This is a genomic window from Mycobacterium riyadhense (genome assembly GCF_963853645.1).
In the GTDB taxonomy this organism is placed as follows: Bacteria; Actinomycetota; Actinomycetes; order Mycobacteriales; family Mycobacteriaceae; genus Mycobacterium; species Mycobacterium riyadhense.
In genome coordinates this window covers 5,030,758-5,046,360 of sequence record NZ_OY970456.1, presented here as the reverse complement: position 1 = coordinate 5,046,360, position 15,603 = coordinate 5,030,758, and the positions used below count along the sequence as shown (strand labels likewise).

Sequence of the window (15,603 nt, the reverse complement as noted above, 5' to 3'; positions counted from 1 at the left end):
CGTCCAGTCCCGGCGGTAGTCAGCATCCGACACGTTCTCGGGAAGCAGCCGTCCGTGGCGGGGATGTGTCGGTCGCCTGAAAGGTTCTGCCGCCCATGCTATTTCCCATGTCCGCCGCCGATGCGATGTTTCTTTTTGCTGAGACGCCGAAGCGGCCGATGCACGTGGGTGCGCTGGCGTTGCTGAGTCGCCCCGAGAGCGCCGACGCGCGCTACGTGCGCGATACGTTCGCCGCCGCGCTGGCGCGCAACCAAGTGACGTCGCTGTGGCGACGACGTCCGCATCGCTCCCTGAGCTCTCTCGGGCAATGGTATTGGCGCACCGAGGCCGAGGTCGAACTGGACTACCACGTCCAGCTCTGTGCATTGCCGCGGCGAGCCGGCATGGCCGCGCTGTGGGAGCTGGTGTCGCAATTGCACGCTGGGATGCTGGATCGCTCGCGCCCGCTTTGGCAGTTGCATCTGATCGAGGGCCTGCCCAACGGCCAGTACGCGATGTATATCAAGACCCACCATGCGCTAGCCGATGGAGTCTCAGCGATGCGGCTTCTACAACGGACCGTCTGTGCGGACCCAGATCGGCGTGAGATGCCCGCACTGTGGGAGGTGGGCGAACAGGCGCGACCGTCGGATCCGCCGGCCCCTTCGACCCCGTTGGGACCGCTGACGCTGGCCCGAGCGGTGCTTGGCACGGCCGGGGAGCTTGCGGGCATGGTTCCGGCGCTGGCAGACACCGCGTGGCGGGCAGCCCGCCGCCGCGGAGGTCCGCTCACGCTGGCAGCACCCCACACCCCGTTGAACGTGCCGATCGACAGTGCCCGGTCTTTCGCCGGCTGCACATTCCCGATCGAACGACTGAGATTGGTCGCGAAGCGTGCTGATGCCACCATCAACGACGTCGTGCTGGCCATGTGTGCCGGGGCGTTGCGCAGTTACCTGATCGCCCGCGAGGCGCTGCCGGTCGCGCCGCTGACGGCGATGGTGCCGGTCTCGCTGCGCGGCGCCGACGTTGTCGACGTGATGCGTCAGGTTCCCGGTAACAAGATCGGGACCTTGATATGTTCGCTGGCCACGCACCTGGCCGACCCCGCCGAGCGGCTGTCGGCCGTGCGGACCAGCATGCGAGAGGGTAAGGCCGCCATCGCCGGCCGCAGCCGGGAGCAGGTGATCGCGATGAGCGCGCTCGGCGCTGCCCCGCTCGCACTTGCGATGACGCTGGGACACGCTCGTGGGCCGCTGTGCCCGCCGAACGTGACGATCTCCAACGTGCCCGGTCCGCGTGGCCCGTTGTACTGGAACGGTGCCCACTTGGACGCGCTCTACCCGATGTCGATACCTGTCGATGGTCAGGCGTTGAACATCACCTGCACCAGCACCAATGACCAGATCGCCTTCGGCTTGATCAGCTGTCGCCGCGTCGTCCCCGCAATGAGCACGCTCACCGATCAGCTTGCTCGCGAACTCGAGCTGCTTGAAGACGCCATCGGACCGGTGTAGCGCGGTCGCAGTTAGACTCTCGAGATCACCTTGTTGGCGTACTTCTCCAGGTGACGAATCTTCTTCTCCAGCGGCTCGGTGTCCGGTCCCTTGATGTAGGGAATCCGAAAGCCCACGATGACGTCGGTAACGCCCTTGTCCTCGAGCCGCTTGATGCCGTCTACGGTGTAGCCGTCCATCGAGATCGCGTGGATCTCGAACGGTCCGGTCTTGCCCTCCTCGTCGCGAAATCGCTTGACCCGGGCGATGAGTCGGTCGAGTTCCTCGGGGTCGCTACCACCGCCGTGCATCCAGCCGTCCAGGCGCGCCGCGCGCCGCAGTGCGGCATCGGCATGGCCGCCAACCAGTATCGGGATCGGCTTGCTCGGCGCCGGAGTCATCTTCGTCCTGGGGATGTCGTAGAACTCGCCATGGAATTCGAAGTAGTCTCCGGTGGTGAGGCCCTTCACAATCTCGATACATTCGTCAATCCGCTTGCCGCGCTTAGCGAATGGGATGCCCATCAACTCGTAGTCCTCCGGCCACGGACTGGTGCCAACGCCAAGGCCTACCCGGTTGCCAATCAGCGCGGCCAGCGAGCCCACCTGCTTGGCCACCAGGGCCGGCGGCCGGACGGGCAGCTTGAGAACAAACAAGTTGAACCGCAGTGTCGTTGTCACCGCACCCAACGCCGCCGTCAGGACAATGGCCTCGATGATTTCCTTGCCGTCGAGAAATTCGCGGTCGCCGTCCGGCGTGTACGGGTACTTCGATTCGGACTCAAAGGGATAGGCGAGACTGTCGGCGATCGTCATGCTGTCGTAGCCGGCGGCCTCGGCCGCCTTGGCCAGCGGAATGTAGAACGTCGGGTCGGTCATTGCCTCCGCGTAGCTGAACCGCACGAGTCGAGTGTGTGCCCAGGGCGGTCGAATCACAAAATTCGCGCCCGCCATTCACCCGCAAAGCCGCTAGCGCACACTCAATGTCGCCGATGTGGCTTACAGCTGGTTTTCGGGGCCGATGATGGCCCAGACCGTTTTGCCAGACGCCGTGGGAGTGCTGCCCCACGCGCGGGACAACGCGTCAACGATCGCCAGGCCGGATACGTCGATGCCCTTGGGGGGCGACGGCAACCGCACCGCGGGTGCTCCGCTGCCGTCGGAAACCGCGATCGTTGCCGTCGGACCGTCGCATTCGAGTCGCACCAACGGATCGCTGCCGGTGTGTTCCAGCACGTTTTCCACGAACACGTTGACCACCACCAAAGCGACCGGGATCAGCCTGGGTTTCGACCAGTTGGTGAGCCACTCGCGGACCAGTTGGCGCGACTCGCGAAGGCTGGTCAGGTTGGCGGGTAGTTGGGCCTGGGCATGTCGGAAGCCGCGACGCGCGAGCTTGCCGAGGCTCTTTATCGCCGACTTCTCGGTTGCATACACCGGCATGAAGCGGGCGGTCCCGCTGCGGGTGATTGCCTCGCGCGCGGCTCGACCACCGCAGACCAGCAGGATCGGCACCTCCGGCCGGGTATCGGCCTGCCAGCGGGCGCTGACGAAGATCGACCACGCGGCGTCGTCGGGGACTTGAAGTGCGGTGACGTCGACGATGACGGCGGACGGTGCGTCGACCATCGCGTTCATCACGCTGTCGCGAAGCTCCGCGGAGTTGTTTGCGTCGAGTACACCCTCGGCCGCCAGGAAGACGACCGACTGCTCAGTCCGAACCGCAACGGCTAACGAGCTTGGTGACTTGGCTACCGCGCTCACTTGCGCCACCCCCGCACATCGGGGACTGCGCCCAGTGCAAAACGGCGAGACGTCATGAACCGGCGTGCCAGTTCTGTCCGGTCGTCCGGCTCCATCTCCTGCTCCTCGAACTCTTGCCCCGCCAATTGCTGAGGATGCCGCTTCTTCGGCGGCCCACTCTCTATCTTCGGATAATGGCCCCGCCTGGTGCATATGGAGTGCGGGGCATCGCAGGAATCCATGGTCGCGCTGCAACCTGGACGCAGGTCGGGTAGATGTCCCGATCTCGCCCGTCCGAAGCACCGACCACCACTACGCCGAACACGCCGTTCTCGCTTGTCTGCCGTCTGCTGCAGCACGCGCCACCCAGGCTGGTTACCCACTTAACTCGCGTGGCCAACCTCTTGTCTAGGAGACCCTCAGCCTAGCCGAATTCGCACATCGCGCCCGTCAGGGGCCGCGCCGCGCGTAAGGTGGTGTGCCCACACCGGCCACCGAATGCGTGCCCCACGGCGTTTCTTCGATGATGCGCGCGGGCGCGCTGTACTTGCCGATCGATAATGTGGCGGCCCGCGCGTGCTTGACCTGTGGTAGGTGATCGAAAACCGTGCCTTGCCAGTGGTAGTTGCCGTCGATGGGGTCGAGGTGACCGGTAAGCCGGACGCGCACGAAGTGGCGGCTGCCGGCTATGTCCAGCGTCGCGGCGCCGTCGTAGGTGTCACTGTCCTCGGGTGTGCTGGCTGACAGGTCGAATGCGGATGCCACTGCGTGAGGCTCGGCGGGTTCGAGTTGGGCGCGCTCGTTGAACACATGCTGGCTGCTGCGCCGCACTTCCATGCGAGCGCTGCCGGTGCGTTTCATCAGCTCTATGCACTCCACGATGTAGCGCCCCTGCGCACCGATATCGGGCCCGGTGATGAAGAAGTAGTTGGGAAAACCGTGAACGGCCACCCCGAAAAATGGCTCCATGCCGTCGGTCCAGGCCTGTCGGATGGTCAGTCCGCCGGCGCCGACCAGCGTCTGGTCGCCTACCGCATACCCGGTGCCGTAAATGATGGTGTCCAGGCAGTGCTCGACACCATCGCTGGTGCGGATACCCGAGGAGGTCAGCGCGTCGATCGCCGACCCCGCCACATGGACCGCCGGAGGCCGCTCATGTCGCACGTGGCGGCGCAACCAGCGTCTGGCGCGCGTCGTCGGCAGCGGCACTTCGGTGACAAACCGACGTGGTGGGTAGGCGAACGCGGTTACCGATCTTGCCGATTCGAGCAGCCGGCCGATGTGGTGTCCGACCGCGGCGTCGGTGCCGATCACCGCAACCTGCTTGCCGGCCGGATCGAAATCAGGGTCCCAGGCCGCCGCGTGAAAGGATTCGCCCGCGAAGACGCCGGGGATATCCGGTATCCACGGGACGTACACCGCGGGCTCGGCGGCGATGACGACACAGGCATGCACGGTCTCGCCGCCGGACGTGGTCAGCACCCATGTGTCGGTCGCGTCGTCGAACACCGAACTAAGGACGTCACGGTTGGCAAGCACCAGGTCGGCAGCCAGCGGCCCGGCGGTTTCCCGAGCGCCAACAATGACGATGCGGCGCGGGAACTCGGTCACAGAAACTTGCTGCGTTTCCAGCCGCTGCGGGCGATCGGTCCCATCAGGCCCACTTCGGTCAAAAACGCTGCCAGCGGCGCGAATCCGGCCATCTGCATTTCGTGACGGTGCGGGCTGTTGCGAGCCGTCGCGCGGGCCCGCCGTGGATCCAGACCCGTGCGCGCGTACGGGATCGGATTGCTGAACAGGTAGCGGAAGAAATACCCGCCGAGGCCGTTGATGTTGGCCATGAACCACCGGTTGATCCGAGGCATTTCGGCCACCCGTTTGCGCGCGCCATCACGAGCAAACTGAATGTGGCGGGCCTCTTCGGTGACGTGAATTCGCATGAGCCGCTGGATAATTGGTTGCAATTCCGGGTCGTCCATCATCTGCCGTTGCAGCGAGTCGAAGATCTCCTCGCCGATCAGGGCTGCCACCCACAGCATCGAGCCCCGCTGGAACGCCAGCGGAAGCGCGTTGATTATCCACCGGTGGAAGCGACGCGGGCGTACCGGCTTGGCGCCGATGCGTTCGATGGCCTTGCCGAACATGACCATGTGGCGGGTTTCGTCGCCTAACTCGGTCAGCTTGTAATGTGTCGACCGGCTGGTGGGGTCTTCATGCAGGATGGTGCGCAGCAACGATTGGTTGAGCATGTTCTCGAACCAGATCCCGGCCGAGAGCGTGTTGACCAATTCCTGGCGGGACAGCTCGATTTGCTGTTCGCGGGTCATCTCGTCCCACATCGGGGTCCCGTACAGCGACACCAGCTTGGGCGGTAGGTAGAACTTGTCCGGGTCGAGCGGGGCGTCCCAGTCGATGTCGACGATGGGTTCGTAGGACTTCTTGACCGAGCCTTTGAGCAGACGCTCGGAGAATTCTTCACGACTCGGCGCGCTTGGCTTGACCGTAGAGGTCATCGCTGACGTCCCTTCATTGGGTGCCGCATACGGTACCCATGGTACCGGGTACTTGTGGTGTCGCATAGAAAATCTAGGTTTCGATTCGGTTGACTGGCGGGGTGAGTCGGCACATCCACGTCATCGGCATCGGCGCGGGGGACCCGGAGTACATGACCGTCCAGGCGATCAAGGCCCTCAACAACGCTCAGGTGTTCTTCGCGATGGACAAGGGGGAGGCGAAGAGCGACCTGGTGGCGCTGCGTCGGGGGATCTGCGCGCGGTTCATCGAAAAGCCCGGATACCGATTTGTCGAGCTGCCCGACCCACCGCGCTCGCGTGATGACGACTACCGCGACGCGGTGTCCGACTGGCACGCGGCGCGGGCCCGGATCTGGGCGAAGGCCATGTCCGACGAACTCGGACCCGATGATGTGGGCGCGTTTCTGGCCTGGGGTGACCCGTCGCTGTACGACAGCACGCTACGCATACTCGACGCCGTGGCAGCCAAGGCCGATATCAGCTACGACGTGATTCCGGGCATCACCGCGGTGCAAGCGCTGACCGCTCGACACCGCATCCCGCTCAACGACGTTGGCGAACCGGTTCTCATCACGACGGGCAGACAACTGCGCGCGCACGGAGTGTCTGGCTCAGCGGTGGTCATGCTCGACGCCGACTGCTCGTTTCAGACCTGCCCGCCGGACACTCGCATCTGGTGGGGCGCCTATCTAGGAACCGACGATGAGCTGCTGATTTCCGGCACGGTCGGGGAAGTCGGGCCTCGCATAGCGGCACTGCGCGCCGAGGCCAGAGCGCGCCACGGCTGGATCATGGACACCTACCTATTACGGGTGCCACGCGCTGATTAGTCCCGAGCAATTTTGATACGGCGGTACAAATTTTTCCGAAGTGCGATACTAACCGCCGTGACGCGATAGCATCTGCTCCCGAATGAGTAACTGTGTCGTGAGTCACTCGCGGCTAGTCGGCCCGTCACAGTTGTCGGGAGGTTGTCGATGTCGTGGGTGATCGCCGCACCCGAGTACTTGGAGGCAGCGGCCAGCCACTTGGCTGGTATTGGTTCGACAATCAGCTCGGCTAACGCCGCAGCGGCATTCCCGACAACCGCCGTGCTGGCGGCTGGCGCCGACGAGGTCTCCGTGGCGCTTTCCGCGCTATTCGGTGCCCACGCCCAGGCCTATCAAGCACTCAGCGCGCAGGCGTCGATGTTCCACAGCCAGATTGTCCAGCTCATGAATGCCGGTGCGGCGCAGTACGCCAGTGCGGAGGCGCTCAACGCAACGCCAATGCAACAGGCCCAGGCCTTCCTCACCGACCCCGTGCTGGCGCTGACCGGGCGCCCGTTGATTGGCAACGGCGCCAATGGGGCCCCCGGGAGCGGGGCTGCTGGTGGCGACGGCGGCTGGTTACTGGGTAACGGGGGTAGTGGCGGGTCGGGTGCACCGGGGCAGAACGGCGGTGCCGGCGGGTCGGCGGGTCTCCTCGGCAATCGCGGCCACGGCGGCGCCGGCGGATCCGGCGTCAACGGCGGGACCAACCAAGCCGGTCAGGCGGGCGGCAACGGTGGCAATGGCGGCGCCGGTGGGTGGCTCTACGGGATGGGCGGCCCCGGTGGCCTCGGCGGCAACGGCGGCGACGCCAACGGCAACAATGCCTTCGGGAGCGGCTTCGACGGCGGCGCCGGCGGCAGCGGCGGTCTTGGTGGCACTGGTGGCCTGCTCGTCGGCCGGGGCGGAGTTGGCGGTCAGGGCGGCAACGGCGGCAACGGCACGGGTGCCACCATCCCTGGCTCGGGCGTCGCCGGCAGCGCCGGATCCGCCGGCAACGGTGGCAATGGCGGTCACAGTGGCTGGCTGTACGGCGACGGTGGTGCCGGCGGAAACAGCGGTAATGGCGGTTCCTTCGCGAACGGCGCCGGCATCACCGACGGCGTAGATGGCGGCAACTTCGCGGCACAGGCCGGTAATGGCGGCGACTCCGGGCTGTTCGGCAACGGCGGCGCCGGCGGCAACGGCGGAACGGGCGGCGCCGGGCAAGCTGCTGCCGGTCTCGCTACCTTTGCCGGCGGCGGTGGCGACGGTGCCTCCGGAGGCAATGGCGGCAATGGCGGCTTCTTCTACGGCAGCGGCGGCAACGGCGGCCTCGGCGGCGGCATTCCCGCGGGCTTCAACGCCCCCTCCGAGAATGGCATCGGCGGAAACGGCGGCAACGCCCAGCTGATCGGCAACGGCGGCAACGGTGGCGCTGGTGCCGGCGCCAGCCAGGGTGGGGTCGGTGGCACCGGCGGCGCCGGTGGGCAGCTGTTCGGCCAGCCGGGTACCGACGGACCCGCATAGCCGTTCCGGCCGGTCCGGCTCGTGACAAGTTTGCCGAAGCCCGCGAACCGGCAGCTCGATCGGGATACGATCCGCCGTAGGCGTGTCGCTGGAGATGCGCCGGACGGAGGTGTCCGATGTCGTTTGTGATCGCGTCGCCGGAGTTAGTGGCTTCTGCGGCAACGGATTTGGCGCGGATTGGTTCGTCGATCACGCAGGCCAGCTCTGCCGCAGCGGCACCGACGACCGCGGTATTGGCCGCCGGCGCCGATGAGGTGTCAGCCGCGGTCGCGGCGTTGTTCAATGCCCAGGCCCAGGGCTACCAGGTGCTGAGCGCTCAGGCGGCATCGTTTCACCAGCAATTCGTGCAGGCGTTGAATTCGGGTGCCGCCGCGTATACGACCGCTGAGGCGCTTAACGTTGGGCCTTTGCAGCCACTCCTGGATCTGATCAATGCGCCGACCCAGGCGCTGTTGGGGCGTCCGCTGATCGGCAATGGGACCGACGGGGCCCCGGGGACCGGGCAAAACGGTGGCGCCGGTGGGTTGTTGTACGGCAACGGTGGTAACGGTGGATCCGGCGCGCCCGGTCAGCCCGGCGGTAACGGCGGGGCGGCGGGGCTGTGGGGCAATGGCGGAATGGGCGGTGCCGGCGGTAATGGCGTCGCCGGTTCGCCCGGCTCGGGCGGTGTCGGCGGGGCAGCGGGTTACGGCGGGGCCGGTGGGGCCGGTGGCTGGCTGTACGGCGTTGGTGGCGCCGGCGGCGCCGGCGGCATCGGCGGTACTGCTCTCGATCTCGGTGCCGGCGTCGGCCTCAATGGGGGTGCTGGTGGTTCCGGGGGTGCCGGCGGTCATGGGGGGTGGCTGTTCGGGCGCGGTGGCGACGGTGGTGCCGGCGGTGACGGCGGGGCTGCCGTCGGCGCCACAAACCCGGCTGCTCCCATTGCGGGAGCCATGGGCGGTCCCGGCGGCAACGGCGGCAACGGCGGCGACGGCGGCTGGCTGTACGGCGACGGAGGGGCCGGCGGAAACACCGGCAACGGCGGGTCCTTTGTAGACAATCCACTGGTCGAAGTGGGCGCTAGCGGAGGTAGCTTCGGCGGCTTCGACGTCTTTGCCGGTAACGGCGGCGATGCCGGGCTGTTCGGCAATGGCGGTGCCGGTGGTAACGGGGGAGTGGGCGGGACTGGCCAGTCCGGCATTACCCATGGCGGTCCCGGCGGCTTCGGCGGAGGTGGCGGCAATGGTGGCCGCGGCGGGTTCATTTGGGGTAACGGCGGCAGCGGTGGGACCGGTGGTGACGGCGGGGCTGCTGGCGGCTCCTCGTCCGGTACCGGTGCCGGCGGTACTGGGGGCTTCGGCGGCTTTGGTGGCAGCGGTGGTAGGGCCGGTCTGATCGGTAACGGAGGGAACGCCGGGGCCGGCGGCGGCGGCGGAAATGGCGGCGTCAGTGCGACGAACCCCGGGCAAGCGGGTGTGGGTGGTTTCGGCGGGTTCGGTGGCGACGCCTTCCTGCTGGGCCACGGCGGCCTCGGCGGCAACGGAGGTAATACCGGGACCGGCTTCGTGGTTCAAATCAGCAACGGTGGCGACGGTGGCGACGGCGGGATTTTCTACGGCAGCGGCGGACGAGGCGGCAACGCCGGCACCGCCGGGGCAGCGCCATCTAACGGCGGTGGTGTCGGCGGTGCCGGCGGCGATGCTCAGCTGATCGGCAACGGCGGCGACGGCGGGGCTGGCGCCGGTGCGGCGTTCGGCGGTGTGGGCGGCGTAGGCGGTCGCCGCGGGCAGCTGTTTGGCACGCCAGGCGTCACCGGACCCGCGTAGCACCCGGGCGGATGGACACTCACTGGCCGTGGTCGGCAGACTGAACGGGTGCCCGAACTCCCCGAGATCGAAGCGCTGGTAGACCATTTACGGCGGCACGCCGTTGGAACGAGGGTCGGCCGCGTTGATGTCGCCGCGCTGTCGGTGCTGAAGACCTTCGATCCGCCGATCAACGCCCTGCACGGTGAGACCGTTGTCGGGGCCCAGCGGTGGGGCAAGTACCTGGGACTGCAAGCCGGTGAGCTGTTGTTGATCGCCCACTTGTCGCGTGCGGGATGGTTGCGCTGGTCGGACAAGCTGGCCGGGGCGCCGCTGCGACCAGGAAAGGGTCCCATCGCCCTGCGCGTCCATTTGGGCGCGCCGGGTAGTGCGCCGGGCTTCGACCTCACCGAGGCCGGGACCCAAAAACGACTGGCGGTCTGGCTGGTTGACGACCCGGTCAAGGTGCCCGGCATTGCCGCGCTCGGCCCGGATGCGCTTAGCATCAGCAGCGACGAGTTGGCCGGGCTTCTGGGCGGTAACACCGGTCGGATCAAGTCCGTCATCACCGACCAGAAGGTGATCGCCGGCATCGGCAACGCCTACAGCGACGAGATCCTGCATGTCGCCAAGATCTCGCCGTTCGCTACCGCGGGGAAGCTGTCCGAGAAGCAATTGCTCGCCCTGCACGAGGCGATGGTGTCGGTGCTCTCCGACGCGGTGAGCCGGTCCGTCGGCCAACGGGCCGCCACCCTTAAAGGGGAGAAGCGTTCCGGGCTGCGGGTGCACGCACGCACCGGGCTGCCCTGCCCGGTATGCGGTGACACGGTGCGCGAAGTGTCCTTCGCGGACAAGTCTTTTCAGTACTGTCCGACCTGCCAGACCGGCGGGAAGGTGCTGGCCGACCGGCGCTTGTCAAGGTTACTTAAATAGTCTCCTCCTCGAGCGTCGAGTTGTTATGCCAAATGCCCTCGTTTCGGCCCAACAACTCGACGTTGGGGGGGCGGTCGATATGCTGCCGGGGTGACTCGCCAGAAAATCCTCATCACCGGCGCCAGTTCCGGCCTGGGCGCCGGGATGGCCCGAGCCTTCGCCGCCCAGGGGCGCGACCTGGCCCTGTGCGCGCGTCGCACCGACCGGCTCGAAGAACTGAAAGCCAAGCTGTCGCAACAATATCCGACTGTCAAGGTTGCGGTGGCCGAGCTCGACGTCAACGACCACGAGCAGGTGCCGAAGGTGTTCGCCGCGTTGCGCGACGAGCTTGGCGGCATCGATCGCGTCATTGTCAACGCCGGTATCGGCAAGGGTGCCCGGCTGGGCTCGGGCAAGCTGTGGGCGAACAAGGCAACCATCGAGACCAACCTGGTGGCGGCGCTGGTACAGATCGAGACGGCGTTGGAGATGTTCACTAAGAGCGGCTCGGGCCACCTGGTGCTCATCTCCTCGGTGCTGGGCAACAAAGGGGTGCCCGGCGTCAAAGCCGCGTATGCCGCAAGCAAAGCCGGATTGAGCTCATTGGGCGAATCGCTGCGCGCCGAATACGCCAAAGGCCCCATCAAGGTCTCGGTGATGGAGCCGGGCTATATCGAGTCGGAGATGACGGCTAAGTCCGCGAGCACAATGTTGATGGTGGACAACGCGACTGGCGTCAAGGCACTCGTCGACGCCATCGAGCGCGAGCCGGGCAGGGCCGCGGTGCCGTGGTGGCCGTGGGCCCCTTTGGTTCAGCTCATGCGAGTACTACCGCCGCCGCTGACCAAACGATTCGCCTAACGTTCCCGGCGCGAGCAGACGCAAAAGCCCCCGAAATCGTTAGATTTCGGGGGCTTTTGCGTCTGCTCGCCATCAGCCGGTGCGTCCTCGTTCGGTGCGGTAGCGCCGCACCAGGGCATCCGTCGAGCTGTCCGACTGAGGCGCGGGTGACGTGTCGCCGGTAATCACCGGAAGCAACGCCTTGGCCTGCGTCTTGCCCAGCTCGACACCCCATTGGTCGAACGAGTCGATACCCCAGACCACACCCTCGGTGAACACCTGATGCTCGTAGAGCGCAATCAGTTGCCCCAGCACCGACGGCGTAAGCCGGTTGGCCAGAATCGAAGTCGACGGCCGGTTCCCAGGCATCACCTTGTGTGGCACCACGTCGGCGGGGGTGCCTTCCGCCGCGATCTCCTCGGCGGTCTTGCCGAAAGCCAGCACCTTAGTTTGGGCGAAGAAGTTGCTCATCAACAGGTCGTGCATGCTGCCGGTGCCCTCGGCGGTAGCCAGGTCGTCGAGGGGTTCACTGAACCCGATGAAATCGGCGGGCACCAACCGAGTGCCCTGATGCAGCAGTTGATAGAACGCATGCTGACCGTTGGTTCCCGGTTCACCCCAAAAGATTTCGCCTGTATTGGTGGTCACTGGTGTGCCGTCGGCGCGGGTCGACTTGCCGTTTGACTCCATGGTCAGCTGCTGCAGATAGGCCGCGAAACGCGCCAGATCATTGGAGTACGGCAGCACCGCACGCGATTGCGCGTCAAAGAAGTTGGAGTACCACAGGCCGATAAGCCCAAGCAGGACAGGCGCATTGGAGTCCAGCGGTGCGGTACGGAAGTGCTCATCGACGATATGGAATCCAGAAAGGAAGTCGGCGAAGGCTTCTCGGCCGATGGCGGCCATCACCGACAGCCCGATCGCCGAATCGACCGAATAACGACCGCCGACCCAATCCCAGAACCCGAACATGTTGTCTGTGTTGATACCGAACTCGTCAACCAGGCGCCGGTTGGTGGACACCGCGACGAAGTGCTTGGCCACCGCTGCGTCGCCGAGCGCGTCGACTAACCAGCGCCGCGCGGCGGTGGCGTTGGTCAACGTCTCGAGAGTGGAGAACGTCTTGGAGGCGACAATAAAAAGCGTTGTGGCAGGGTCTAAGTCGGACAATGTCGCGACGAGGTCGGCGGGATCGACGTTGGAGACGAACCGGGCGGAAATGCCCGCGTCGGCATAGTGGCGCAGCGTCTGGTACACCATCACCGGCCCCAGGTCGGAACCGCCGATGCCGATGTTGACGACGGTGCTGATCCGTTTGCCGGTGGCTCCGGCCCATTCGCCGCTGCGCAGCCGGTCGGTAAAGTCGCCCATCGCGTCGAGCACGGAATGTACGTCCTTGACCACGTTTTGGCCGTCAACGATCAACTCGGCCTCGCGGGGCAGCCGCAACGCGGTGTGCAATACGGCGCGATCCTCCGAGGTGTTGATGTGCGCACCCGCGAACATCTGATCGCGGCGTTCCTCAAGGTCGGCCGCCCGTGCCAGATCGATAAGCAACCGTAGCGTCTCACGGGTGACGCGGTGCTTGCTGTAGTCGATGTAGAGATCGCCAACCGTGACGGCGAGTTCGCGGCCGCGATCGGGATCGTCGGCGAAGAACTGGCGAAGGTGGGTTTCTCCGATCCGTTCGTAATGCCTGCGCAGGGCGTCCCACGCCGGTGTGGCGGTGATGTCAGGAATTGATTGCACGGAAGTCATGGACGCCGCTCCTCCTCATCGCTTCGCTCTGCATCGTCGCCGACGGTGGTCATAGTTCGACCCTATTCCGCGGCTGGTCCGCGGGAGCGGGGGAACCTCAGGTAGGACCGAATCGCGTCGCTGTAGGGCATCGTTCCCGCGGCCAACCGCTCTTCGAGGTAGCGATCGAACGTAACCGTCCCGACGGCGCGGTCGGGGGCCAGGTTAGCGCCGGATCGGTAGCCGCGGGCAACGCGGCCGGGGACCGCGATGGGCACGACCGGTCGGCGTTTGCCTACCGCGGCCAGATAGCGCCGCGCCAAATCTGCGACGGGTAACACCACGGGCCCGGCAATGTCGGGCACCCGTCCCGCGGGTTCGGCGAGGGCCAGCTCAGCCAGCTCGGCGCCGACATCACGGACATCGACCGGCTGGAAGCGAAAGCCTGCGGGGACCACCATGATGGGCAGTGCGCCCAAGCCCCGCAGCATGACCGCGACCAGATCGTGGAACTGGGTGGCCCGCAGCACCGTCCAGGGCAGCCCGGAAGCGCTGATTAGCCGTTCTTCGGCGAGCTTGCGCCGGTAGTAGCCGAGCGGTATCCGGTCGATGCCGACGATCGAGATGTACACCAGGTGCGGGTGTCCGGCCGTGAGCGCGGCGTCGACAACATGATGCACCGGGTCGACGCAATGCACGATGGCATCGACACCGGCGACCGCCTCGGTGAGCCCCTCGCCGGTCTTCACGTCACCAATCACATACTCGGCCTGCCGCGTCGGGCCTCCTGCGCGCCGCCCGCGGCTGAGAATCCGTACGTGTGCACCCGAGTCGAGCAGAAGCTGGGCTACCACGCGGCCGACGGTTCCGGTGCCGCCGGTGACCAGGATGCGCTCGGGCATGAGGCCCAGTTAACCCCCGCCCAGCACTCGTTGCAGATCGGGCAGCATGGCTTGCAGCTGCGCGCCCCAGTAGGACCACGTGTGGGTGCCGTTATCCGGGAAGTTGAACACGCCGTTGTGCCCACCCTTGAGTTTGTACCGGGCCTGAAAAACCTTGTTGCTCAACCGGGTCGCGCTTTCCAGCAGAGTGGCGTCCAGCTTGGTGCCCAAATCCGAGTCCCCGCCGTTGCCTGTATAGACCCAGATGCGCGTGTTGTTAGCGACGAGCTTCGCCGCATTAACCGTAGGGTCGTTGGCTGCCCACGCGGGGTCGGTCGGCGGGCCCCACATCGCGTCGGAGCGAAAGCCGCCGGCACCCAGTTGCGCGGCGCTGACCAGGGACGGCCATTGTCCGGCGGATAGGTTGAGGAATCCCGACATCGAGGCCGCGTAGCTGAAGTTCTCGGGATGATTGGCCGCCAGGATCAGTGCCGCCGATCCCGACATCGATGCGCCCACCACGGCATTGCCGTTGGGGGTGATTCCCTTGTTCGCCGCCAGCCACTGCGGCAGCTCCTGGGTCAGGAAGGTTTCCCACTTGTACGTCCACACCCCGCCGTTGCCGGCCGCCGGCCGGTACCAGTTGGAGTAGAAACTCGCCATACCGCCGGTGGGCAGGACGAGCGAGAGGCCAGACCGGTCGAACCACTCGAACACTGGAAGGTGGATGTCCCAGCCGTTGTAGTCGTCGCGGGCAAGCATGCCGTCAAGCAAGTACACCGCGTGCGGGCCGCCGGCTTGAAACTCCACCTTGACCTGTCGGTTCATCGATGGCGAGGGAACGATGAGGTACTCGATGGCCACGCCGCTGCGTGACCACGCGGAGGAGGTCGCTGGTGTTCCGGGAAAACCGGAAAATCCGCCGAGCGCGGCGAGCAGGGTAGCCGCGGACAGCAACATCAGCCGACGCATTTGCGAAACCCCAACCGGGTTTGCTGTAGCCATTTCGGCGGAATCTACCGCAGCCGGCCAGAAATGCCCGCAAAGGAGGGAAATATTGATCAATTAGTGACCGAGTCGGCCCCGGCCCAATCGCAGGAGCAGGATTGCCAGATCCTTACCGTCCGGGCCGAGTTCGCCGTAGCGCTCGATCACCTTCATCTCGCGGCTGTGGACCAGGCGGGTGCCGCCGGACGCCATCCGGACCCTGCCGATCGCTTGGGACACTTCCACGCGCCGTTTGACCGCGGCCAGGATCGCGGCGTCTAGCCGGTCGATTTCGTCCCGTAGATCGTCGATGTCGGGTAGGTCAACTGTTTCAGTGTTCATCTCTGCTAACTCCGCGTTCTCGTGATGTGGGGGGTCTGGTCTCATCCGGTG

General features: G+C 66.0%; 14 protein-coding genes and 1 pseudogene. 7 read left to right on the top strand and 8 right to left on the bottom strand.

What is annotated here, in order from left to right; translation table 11 throughout:
- The first annotated feature begins 95 nt into the window (after window positions 1-95).
- On the top strand, window positions 96-1,496 hold the full coding sequence (locus AADZ78_RS22150; RefSeq protein ID WP_085253078.1) for a WS/DGAT/MGAT family O-acyltransferase: 1,401 nt from the start codon (window positions 96-98) through the stop codon (window positions 1,494-1,496).
- 11 nt (window positions 1,497-1,507) lie between these two features.
- Here the strand turns inward: AADZ78_RS22150 and AADZ78_RS22145 are convergent, their stop codons facing one another.
- The 4 genes from AADZ78_RS22145 to AADZ78_RS22130 form a co-directional block, all read right to left on the bottom strand.
- Entirely contained in the window at window positions 1,508-2,377 is an 870-nt protein-coding gene (locus AADZ78_RS22145) for an LLM class flavin-dependent oxidoreductase (protein ID WP_085253079.1), read from the bottom strand.
- A gap of 96 nt (window positions 2,378-2,473) precedes the next feature.
- Window positions 2,474-3,238 carry an STAS domain-containing protein gene (locus AADZ78_RS22140; RefSeq protein WP_085253114.1) on the bottom strand — a complete coding sequence of 255 codons (765 nt, stop codon included), beginning with the start codon at window positions 3,236-3,238 and terminating at the stop codon, window positions 2,474-2,476.
- Between the two features lie 429 nt (window positions 3,239-3,667).
- The gene (locus AADZ78_RS22135) at window positions 3,668-4,636 is read right to left on the bottom strand and encodes a DUF4873 domain-containing protein (protein ID WP_239656817.1); all 969 of its coding nucleotides are present in this window, start codon (window positions 4,634-4,636) and stop codon (window positions 3,668-3,670) included.
- A gap of 188 nt (window positions 4,637-4,824) precedes the next feature.
- Entirely contained in the window at window positions 4,825-5,730 is a 906-nt protein-coding gene (locus AADZ78_RS22130) for an AurF N-oxygenase family protein (RefSeq protein ID WP_085253080.1), read from the bottom strand.
- Window positions 5,731-5,831: 101 nt separating this feature from the next.
- Here AADZ78_RS22130 and cobF point away from each other — a divergent pair, with 101 nt between their 5' ends.
- From cobF to AADZ78_RS22100, 6 genes and pseudogenes are all read left to right on the top strand, one after another.
- Window positions 5,832-6,581 (top strand): precorrin-6A synthase (deacetylating), encoded by a 750-nt coding sequence (gene cobF / locus AADZ78_RS22125; RefSeq protein ID WP_085253081.1) that lies wholly within the window; start codon window positions 5,832-5,834, stop codon window positions 6,579-6,581.
- 147 nt (window positions 6,582-6,728) lie between these two features.
- A complete protein-coding gene (locus tag AADZ78_RS22120; RefSeq protein ID WP_085253082.1) occupies window positions 6,729-8,069 on the top strand; it encodes a PE family protein in 1,341 nt (446 codons plus the stop codon).
- A 116-nt stretch (window positions 8,070-8,185) separates the two neighbouring features.
- Window positions 8,186-9,874 (top strand): PE family protein, encoded by a 1,689-nt coding sequence (locus AADZ78_RS22115; RefSeq protein ID WP_085253083.1) that lies wholly within the window; start codon window positions 8,186-8,188, stop codon window positions 9,872-9,874.
- Between the two features lie 48 nt (window positions 9,875-9,922).
- Window positions 9,923-10,159 (top strand): annotated as a pseudogene (locus AADZ78_RS22110) (DNA-formamidopyrimidine glycosylase family protein); the annotation flags it as partial.
- Window positions 10,160-10,318: 159 nt separating this feature from the next.
- A complete protein-coding gene (locus tag AADZ78_RS22105; RefSeq protein WP_239655317.1) occupies window positions 10,319-10,786 on the top strand; it encodes a zinc finger domain-containing protein in 468 nt (155 codons plus the stop codon).
- Window positions 10,787-10,876: 90 nt separating this feature from the next.
- A complete protein-coding gene (locus tag AADZ78_RS22100; RefSeq protein WP_085253085.1) occupies window positions 10,877-11,626 on the top strand; it encodes an SDR family oxidoreductase in 750 nt (249 codons plus the stop codon).
- 72 nt (window positions 11,627-11,698) lie between these two features.
- Here AADZ78_RS22100 and pgi read toward each other — a convergent pair whose 3' ends face one another.
- From pgi to AADZ78_RS22080, 4 genes are all read right to left on the bottom strand, one after another.
- Complete coding sequence (pgi, locus tag AADZ78_RS22095) at window positions 11,699-13,363, bottom strand: glucose-6-phosphate isomerase (protein WP_085253086.1); 1,665 nt, start codon at window positions 13,361-13,363, stop codon at window positions 11,699-11,701.
- 62 nt (window positions 13,364-13,425) lie between these two features.
- A complete protein-coding gene (locus tag AADZ78_RS22090; protein ID WP_085253087.1) occupies window positions 13,426-14,244 on the bottom strand; it encodes an SDR family oxidoreductase in 819 nt (272 codons plus the stop codon).
- Between the two features lie 9 nt (window positions 14,245-14,253).
- The gene (locus AADZ78_RS22085) at window positions 14,254-15,195 is read right to left on the bottom strand and encodes an esterase family protein (protein ID WP_275580677.1); all 942 of its coding nucleotides are present in this window, start codon (window positions 15,193-15,195) and stop codon (window positions 14,254-14,256) included.
- A 93-nt stretch (window positions 15,196-15,288) separates the two neighbouring features.
- Window positions 15,289-15,597, bottom strand: coding sequence for a chorismate mutase (locus AADZ78_RS22080; protein WP_085253089.1), 309 nt, complete (start codon window positions 15,595-15,597; stop codon window positions 15,289-15,291).
- Window positions 15,598-15,603 lie beyond the last annotated feature (6 nt).

Excerpts from the sequence above, each read along its gene's own strand:
- AADZ78_RS22120 (WP_085253082.1), top strand. The coding sequence starts at position 6,729 with ATGTCGTGGGTGATCGCCGCACCCGAGTACTTGGAGGCAGCGGCCAGC.
- AADZ78_RS22130 (WP_085253080.1), bottom strand. The coding sequence starts at position 5,730 with ATGACCTCTACGGTCAAGCCAAGCGCGCCGAGTCGTGAAGAATTCTCC.
- AADZ78_RS22080 (WP_085253089.1), bottom strand. The coding sequence starts at position 15,597 with ATGAGACCAGACCCCCCACATCACGAGAACGCGGAGTTAGCAGAGATG.
- AADZ78_RS22085 (WP_275580677.1), bottom strand. The coding sequence starts at position 15,195 with ATGCGTCGGCTGATGTTGCTGTCCGCGGCTACCCTGCTCGCCGCGCTC.
- pgi (WP_085253086.1), bottom strand. The coding sequence starts at position 13,363 with ATGACTTCCGTGCAATCAATTCCTGACATCACCGCCACACCGGCGTGG.
- AADZ78_RS22115 (WP_085253083.1), top strand. The coding sequence starts at position 8,186 with ATGTCGTTTGTGATCGCGTCGCCGGAGTTAGTGGCTTCTGCGGCAACG.
- AADZ78_RS22090 (WP_085253087.1), bottom strand. The coding sequence starts at position 14,244 with ATGCCCGAGCGCATCCTGGTCACCGGCGGCACCGGAACCGTCGGCCGC.
- AADZ78_RS22150 (WP_085253078.1), top strand. The coding sequence starts at position 96 with ATGCTATTTCCCATGTCCGCCGCCGATGCGATGTTTCTTTTTGCTGAG.